Annotated in this window: 9 protein-coding genes and 1 rRNA gene; 7 read left to right on the top strand and 3 right to left on the bottom strand. The window is 52.0% G+C overall.

Annotated features, from left to right (window positions below):
* Positions 1-485 precede the first annotated feature (485 nt).
* Both BLP93_RS14585 and BLP93_RS14590 read left to right on the top strand, forming a co-directional pair.
* Positions 486-764 carry a hypothetical protein gene (locus BLP93_RS14585; RefSeq protein ID WP_092123296.1) on the top strand — a complete coding sequence of 93 codons (279 nt, stop codon included), beginning with the start codon at positions 486-488 and terminating at the stop codon, positions 762-764.
* The gene (locus tag BLP93_RS14590) at positions 757-2,307 is read left to right on the top strand and encodes an ABC1 kinase family protein (RefSeq protein WP_092123298.1); all 1,551 of its coding nucleotides are present in this window, start codon (positions 757-759) and stop codon (positions 2,305-2,307) included. The genes BLP93_RS14585 and BLP93_RS14590 overlap by 8 nt, the downstream gene beginning before the upstream one ends.
* 3 nt (positions 2,308-2,310) lie before the next feature.
* Here the strand turns inward: BLP93_RS14590 and BLP93_RS14595 are convergent, their stop codons facing one another.
* Positions 2,311-3,210 carry a DMT family transporter gene (locus BLP93_RS14595; protein WP_092123300.1) on the bottom strand — a complete coding sequence of 300 codons (900 nt, stop codon included), beginning with the start codon at positions 3,208-3,210 and terminating at the stop codon, positions 2,311-2,313.
* Positions 3,211-3,339: 129 nt separating this feature from the next.
* Here BLP93_RS14595 and BLP93_RS14600 point away from each other — a divergent pair, with 129 nt between their 5' ends.
* Positions 3,340-4,110, top strand: coding sequence for an HAD family hydrolase (locus BLP93_RS14600; protein ID WP_092123302.1), 771 nt, complete (start codon positions 3,340-3,342; stop codon positions 4,108-4,110).
* A gap of 72 nt (positions 4,111-4,182) precedes the next feature.
* On the opposite strand, the gene BLP93_RS16765 is transcribed toward BLP93_RS14600, so the two are convergent.
* Positions 4,183-4,482 (bottom strand): hypothetical protein, encoded by a 300-nt coding sequence (locus BLP93_RS16765; RefSeq protein WP_139163020.1) that lies wholly within the window; start codon positions 4,480-4,482, stop codon positions 4,183-4,185.
* Positions 4,483-4,578: 96 nt separating this feature from the next.
* Positions 4,579-4,803: a hypothetical protein gene (locus BLP93_RS14605; protein WP_139163021.1), complete on the bottom strand. Its 225-nt coding sequence runs from the start codon at positions 4,801-4,803 to the stop codon at positions 4,579-4,581.
* Positions 4,804-4,923: 120 nt separating this feature from the next.
* On the opposite strand from BLP93_RS14605, the gene BLP93_RS14610 reads away from it, so the two are divergent.
* The 4 genes from BLP93_RS14610 to BLP93_RS14620 form a co-directional block, all read left to right on the top strand.
* On the top strand, positions 4,924-5,697 hold the full coding sequence (locus BLP93_RS14610; RefSeq protein ID WP_092123306.1) for an MBL fold metallo-hydrolase: 774 nt from the start codon (positions 4,924-4,926) through the stop codon (positions 5,695-5,697).
* Positions 5,698-6,108: 411 nt separating this feature from the next.
* On the top strand, positions 6,109-6,240 hold the full coding sequence (locus BLP93_RS17565) for a hypothetical protein (protein WP_279615068.1): 132 nt from the start codon (positions 6,109-6,111) through the stop codon (positions 6,238-6,240).
* Between the two features lie 300 nt (positions 6,241-6,540).
* Positions 6,541-6,750 carry an acylphosphatase gene (locus tag BLP93_RS17760; RefSeq protein ID WP_425248231.1) on the top strand — a complete coding sequence of 70 codons (210 nt, stop codon included), beginning with the start codon at positions 6,541-6,543 and terminating at the stop codon, positions 6,748-6,750.
* A gap of 364 nt (positions 6,751-7,114) precedes the next feature.
* Positions 7,115-7,393 (top strand): 16S ribosomal RNA (locus BLP93_RS14620); the annotation flags it as partial.

Raw genomic sequence — 7,393 nt, forward strand, 5'->3', positions numbered from 1 at the left:
AAGTACTTCCCGGGGGCGGGTCAATCAACACCTGGTGCAAATTGGTTAATGATGCTCTTGGCCGCAATCGCAATCGCAATCGAAATCGAAAAACAATCTGAAGCGATTTCGATTGCGATTGCGATTGCGCTCCTGAGAGCAATGCCATGTGAATCAAGGGCATCTATTTGCAGCACATTAGAATTGAAACAGCTTGTCTGAAAAAACAGACAAGAGGATCCTGCATGTCGGATGCTTGGAATCATAAAAGCGGCCACTCGTGCTTAGGCAACCATCAGATACTGTAAAACGACGTTAAAACTCAGCGCCTCAGGTGAAAGCGGGACTTGCTCGCACAGATAATGTCAACCTGGCCGCAGGCAAGGGCTGTGATCCCGTCTTGACCCGCCAATTCACCTTGTTTACGCTTAGTAGTATGCAAAAGAGGAGTACATGGAACTGTTTAGCGAAGACACTACCAAACATCCTGTATCAAGGAGATGAGCATGAAACCGACGGACCTGTTGCACATCGGCCTGGGAGCCGCCTTCATGGCCAAGGAGAAGATTGAAGCGCAACTTAAGGATTTGGAGCAGTTGGGAACCATCAGCAAGGAAGAATTGAACCGCTTCATGGAAGAGGCGCAGCAGCGTGCCCAGCAGGAGCAGGATGCACTGGATGCCAAGATCAAGGAAAAGGTCGCTGAATCGGTTCGGGAAATGGGATTGGCCACGAAAGATGACATTGCTGAAATCAAGGCCCTGCTGATGACGCGGAATGCATAGCTATTATGCTCCGCAAAGAATATGGGGGGCCTTTCGTTTTCTGGTCACCATCTTTGCCACGGTTCTGAAGCGATCGAGTATTCTGTTCATACCGCCCCTGGGGGCGGTGGATTTGAAAAGAACAGTGCTCGACCTGGGCGTCAGCTTCATCAAGCTGGCACAGGTCCTGGCCACCCGGGCGGATTTTTTTTCCGAAGAGTATCTTCAAGAACTCCGGACCATTCACGACGAAGTCGCGCCCATGCCCCAGGCGGACCTGGATGTGATGTACAGCAGGGCTTTCGGCACATCTCCACCTTTTGCACGATTCGATGCCGAACCAATGGCCAGCGCTTCCATCGGTCAGGTCCACGGGGCGCAACTTTTCAATGGCACGGAAGTGGCCGTGAAAATCCGCCGACTGGATATCGAGCGCAAGGTCAGCGTGGATATCAACATCCTCAACTTTTTTATGCGCTTGTTCCGTCCTTTTTTCAGCGTCTACACCCGCAACTCATTGGAAGCCATATTGTCTGAGTTCACGCTCATGATCCACAAGGAAGTGGACATGACCATTGAAATGGACAACCTGCGCAAGTTCCATGACCTGTATGCCCGGGACGACGTTCGGTTCCCGAAGTATTATGCTGAATACAGCAACAAAGATGCGCTGGTCATGAGTTTCGAAAAGGGTGTGCGGGTGGATGATGCCGCGGCTCTTGAACGATTGGGCATTCCCTTCGCGAAGATCATGGACATATTGATTGATTTCTATACCGAGCAGATGCTGGTCAAGGGCTTGTTTCACGCCGACCCCCATCCGGGCAACCTGTTCGTGGGAGAGGATGGGACGCTGATTCTGCTGGATTTCGGGATGGTCAAACGTCTGACCAACTCGACAAAAGTGGCCATGATCGAGATGGTGGAAGCGGCCTCGGCCCGAGATTTCGAGATGTTCATCGCCGCCAGTGAGCGGCTCGGCGTGGTTACGCCGTCGGCTCCGCCCGAGGAAATGCTGGAATTCGCCGAGCGGATGTTCGACATTTTCGGGAACATGGATCTGGACGCGGCCAGCATGCAGACCCTGGCCCTGGACGTGCTGTTCTCCATGAAGGATATGCCCTTCAAGATGCCCCAGGAAGTCGTGTACGTACTCCGGGCGAGTACGCTGATCGAGGGGTTGGGTACGAATTATGTGGAAAATTTTAACGGGGTGAAGGACATCCTGCCGGTCTTGCGGGAGAAATTGCCCAAGGCCCTGGGCTTCGATCAGGGCCTTGTGAGTCAAGTCCGCAGAGAGATCAGCACCTTGCCCATGACCTTCAAGAGGGTCAAGACCATTATCACGGATTTGAGCGACCAGAAACTTCAGGTCAAGATTTCGCGGCATACCGTGGATCAGATCAATGATCGCCTCCGGAACCTGTTTCGGCCCCTGGTGGGCGGATTCTTGTTCATTCTTGCGGCTTTTTTCGTGCTGCAACTGGGTTTTGCTTATGGGCGTGGGATTGCCTTTGCGTTGTTCAGCATCGGCGTTTTGCGGATGTATCTGGGCGTGCGCTGAATTTCATGCCGATCTCTCCCGGATATGATGACTGCCCTGGCTGAGGAATATGCCGATCAAGACGACCGCGGAAGCAAGATATTGCATAGGAACGAGGCGCTCACCAAGAATCAGCCAGCCGAGAAACAAGGTGATCACTGGAATCAGATTGACGAACACTGATGCCTGGCCCGCGGGAATGCGGCTGATGCCGTAGTTGTAGAGCCAGTAGGCAACAATAGTCACGCCGAAGCCCAAATAGAGGATGGAGAGAACGGCCGGCAAATGAAAAGTTTCCGGCATGGTCGTACCGGGCAGAAACAGGATGGGCAGAAAAAAAATGCACCCCGTAAAAGCCTGGACCGCTGTCAGGAACAGGGGGCTGAAGCGGACGCAAAGTTTTTTCAGGGCGATCATGCTCCCGGTAGCGCAGCACATGGCCAGAAACTCCAAAAAGTTGCCCAGGAGGGGGTTGGGTGCGTGTTCCGTACTTTCCGAGAGCAGGGTCAGCCAGATGACTCCCATGATGGCAATGAAAAATCCAAGCCAGGTTCGCCGGTTCAGTCGTTCCTTGAGAATGAACCGGGCAGCCACGGCCACCATCAGGGGCAGGATAGCCACGATCATCCCAGCCTGAGATGCGCTGGTATAGGTCAGGGCCATGGCCTCGCAAACGAAATAGAGGCACGGTTCGCACAAGGCCATGAAAAGCAAAAGTTTCCAGTCGCCTTTCTGGTAGCGCTCGGACTTGAACCTCCCGACCAGCAGCAACAGACAGCAACTCGCCAGGGCCATGCGTGCCAAAACGACAACCATCGGACCATATACGCCAATAGCGAACTTCATGGCGATGAAAGAGCCGGCCCAGAGCACCGTAGCCAGAAACAGAGCTCCCGTGGCCAAGCGATCCACACCTTGAGACATGCTCTTTCCTTGATTTGAATTATTGGGGCTTGATGTACTAAGAAATCCCGTTGCGGGATGTGCCAGTTCACCTTCAGAGAGTCAATTTCTCGAACGCGGACTTCTCTTACCATATATAGGAGGTTGGCAATGACCCAGACACGAACAGACTCCCATCTGCTTTCCAAGTCTTTATACGATGCCGTGATTTTCGACATGGACGGCGTTGTCACGGATACCGCGAGCCTGCACGGCAAGGCCTGGAAGGAAATGTTCGATCAGTTTCTGGAATATCATGCCCGGCAGACGGGCCGGCAGCAGGCACCTTTTGATCTTGGCCATGACTATCTGCAATACGTGGACGGAAAACCGCGTTTTGACGGAGTGCGGAGTTTTCTTGCGTCGCGAGGCATTGCACTTCCCGAAGGAAGCCTTGAGGCTCCTCCGGGGGTGGACAGCGTCCATGCATTGGGGAACAAGAAAAACGCGCTTTTCGGAAAGATGCTGGAGGATGAGGGGGCGGTGGCCTATCCAGGTACGGTTCAACTGATTCAAAAATTGCATCAAGCCGGAATGAAGACAGCTATCATCTCGTCAAGCAAGAATGCTGAAAAGATATTGCGTTCCGCAAAAGTGTTGGATCTCTTTGAGGCGAAAGTAGATGGAGTGGACTCGCTGAGATTGGGAATACCCGGAAAACCCGCGCCGGAGATCTTTTTACAGGCAGCGCGTGAACTCGGCGCCGAACCAAAACGTGCCGTGGTTGTGGAGGATGCAATTTCAGGAGTGCAGGCCGGGGAGGCCGGGGGATTTGGACTGGTCGTCGGCGTCAATCGAGGGAGCGATCCTGAGGATTTGCGAAACAATGGCGCCCATATCGTTGTTTCGGACTTGTCGGAACTGGATGTATCCGCGACATAAGCAGGAAAAAAAACAACTCAGGATCGAGGTGTTTTCGGACGTTGAAAAAGGCCATCAGGCAGAACAGGGCAATTATGGAGTTTTGTTCGACTTTTTCGTGTTCGAGTTCTCGGTTTTCGGGCTTGAGCGTCTGGCTTTATAATGGCGAAAAAGCAGGATCATGGCCAGGATGAGGCCCACGCTTGCTACAATATCGCGGCGGATCAGCGACAGGGCTGTCCAGGCGCTCAGCCCTGAAAATAATGCGGCGAGGACCAAACGAGATGGAGCAGAGGTGGATCGCTGCTGGCTCGCAAAGGCTCTTTGAGCAAGGAAAACCGTTGTGCCGAGGAGTCCGACGAGTGCGAGGAATACCTGCAGTGTATTGAGCAAAATCTGTTAGATGCTTTGAGTATGAAAAGAAACCATGCGGAAGGCAACTTGAAGGGGAGGCCGCCCGCATGGAATCAGGAGGGAATAGGAGGAAGTTTAGGTGACAATGTTAACTATAACGCCCTGGCTCTGCGTATAGGTGCTGAGAATGTCTTTGGCAAAGTCGTAGCCTTGGTTCATCTCGCTCATTCCGCCTTTGCTGGATTGGGAACTTTTGCCGCTGTTCGTGTAGTCCATGGTCTTGCTGACCACTGCTGCTCCAAATTTTTGGCTGTTCATCGCTCCGGCCAACGCTCCTGCACCGCTGAAGTCAACACGCATGTTTTGCCTCCCCATGCTCATTTTTTCCTGTTGAGCGAAACTACTGCATCGGTTTTGGGAAAAAATAATCCAAAAACGCCGCCGATACAACCCTGTTGATATGATTCTTGGGAGCACCGTATGAAAGTCTGCTTTCTTGGCGTAGGCGAGGCCTTTGATGAGCATTATCCGAACGCTTCCGTGCTCGTATCCGTCAACGAGAAGAACCGGGAGCGGCATGTCCTGCTGGATTGCGGGTTCACCGCCCCTGCAGCTTTTTACCTCCATGCCCCCAGAGGCGCTCGACCTGATGTGATCTGGCTGTCTCATTTCCATGGAGATCATTTTTTGGGCTTGCCTTTGTTGTTGCTGCGGTTTCACGATGAGAAGCGCTCGAATCCACTGACCATTGTCGGCCAGGCCGGGGTGCGGGATCTGGTGTCGGCCGCATTTGATTTGGCCTATCCTGGTTTCAAGAACAAGATCGAATATACTCTGGAATTCGTCGAGGTGAACCAGGACACGAAGATGGAACTGAGCGGTTTCCAGTGGTCCTTTGCTCTCAACAATCATAGTGCCGGAGCACCTTGTCTTTCCGTTCGGCTGGATCGTATGTCTGCGTCCCTGGTATACAGCGGGGATGGTCAATCCACGCCACAGACACACGCGCTGGCCTTTCGGGCAGGATTGCTGGTTCACGAAGCGTATGGGCTGGAAGACAACAAACCCGGACACGCGACAGTGGCCCAATGTATTGATTTCGCCATCAAAGCCAAGGTCAATCAATTGGCCTTGGTTCACTTGAATCGCATGGTCCGCGAGGAACACGCGAATCGGATTCGGGCAATGCTGCATGACGTCAACCAGGTTAAAGCCTTTCTTCCCGAACCGGGCGTCACCATGGAGATACAATGACGGTTTTTTGAACAAGGCAACAAGGTTTTTGATGCTGCTTCCTCATTCCTGCACTTCCTGAGCTTCAATCCGCATCAGTGAAACAATCCTCCGTACTTTCCGCGGCCTTTTCCTCGAACCGTGCTCTCGTCAGTCGCGGAGAGATTTTCGGTAGGGGCAGATCGAAATATACCCTATATTATGACGCTTCTGTTCTGGATGCTGCAGTGGCCGTAACTTCCCTGACTCCCCAATGACGGCTTTGTGAACCATTCCTTCGGTTTATCGTTAGAGGCACAGCAATTAATTCTTGGCGCCGGGTGTCTCGCCGGATTGGGGCTCGGTTCTTTGCAATCATCCGCAAGAGTCCTGGTCGGGCGGCTGAGTCCCTTGGGCATGTCGGCGGAGATTTACGGTTGTTGGAGTATGACGGTGAAGCTCTCGGCAATATTTGAAATTCTCGGTTTGGGTGTGCTGCAACTCTGGTTTGGCCTGCAGCTTTCAATTCTGCTGTGCCTCGTTTTTTTCATCCTGGCCATGGTCTTTTCGTTTCTGGTTGAGTAGCGCGGTGCGGAAGCGGCGCACCAAGTTGATCACGATGAACAGAACTCATTATTTCGGCATGAAACCAGCCCGCCAGGAGGCACTGAGAAATGATTATTTACTTTGCGCACGGCGTTGGCTAAGGTTTACTTGATATTTCAGGATGAAAGCCTTTGCAGAAGGTTTTCCCGTCGTCAATCATGGTGGTTGAAATGCAAACCATCAAGCTCCAGGAGGGTACAAATGACCCGAAGCCTTAACTGCGTGTTTACCGGTAAGTCCACAAGTGCAATTCCGGGGGGTGAGTTCAAGGAATGGATCATGAATGAAGCGAAAAACCTTTCCCTGACAGGTTGGGTTCGGAGCCTGCACGATGATCGCTTGGAAGTTTTGATCCAGGGAACCGAAGAAAACATTCAGCTTTTTCGCGTTCATCTTCTTCAAGGCCCTCCATTGAGTAAAGTGGAAAACATGGAATGCAAGTGGATTGAATATGAAAAAAGCTTTTCCGACTTTGAGGTGCGTCAGTAATCCTTGTTTTGTCGAATCCTTTTCGACCATTCTTTTCTCGGTGTCTGGTGCGCCAGCTCAGGCCGCTCGCTCTGATGAAAAGAAACTGGAAAACAAACGCCGGCTCATCGAGCCGGCGTTTGTGGTTTCAAGCTCAATGCCTAACCTGTTTATATGCTACGAAAAAAAATATTTTTTAAATTTATGAAAATTATTTGTTGACAGTCGAGGGGAGTTTCTTTAGATACTGTTCTTTCGCGGCGAGCACTTCCGGTCGGTTTTGAAGACGGGATTTAGCGGCGCGAAAATGAGTTCTTTGACAATGGAATAGCGAGGGGGAGAGAAAGAACATGGTTTTAAAGCCATGCTTCATTTTGAGTATTTTTAAGTGGAGAGTTTGATCCTGGCTCAGAATGAACGCTGGCGGCGTGCCTAACACATGCAAGTCGAGCGAGAAAGGGGGCTTCGGTCCCTGAGTAGAGCGGCGCACGGGTGAGTAACGCGTGGATAATCTACCCATGGATTCGGGATAACAGTGGGAAACCGCTGCTAATACCGGATAAGCTTACGCATTTTGGAGATGTGTGAGAAAAGGCGGCCTCTGTTTCAAGCTGCCGTCAATGGATGAGTCCGCGTCCCATTAGCTTGTTGGTGGGGTAAAGGC

The sequence above is a fragment of the Desulfonatronum thiosulfatophilum genome (assembly GCF_900104215.1).
GTDB lineage: Bacteria > Desulfobacterota > Desulfovibrionia > Desulfovibrionales > Desulfonatronaceae > Desulfonatronum > Desulfonatronum thiosulfatophilum.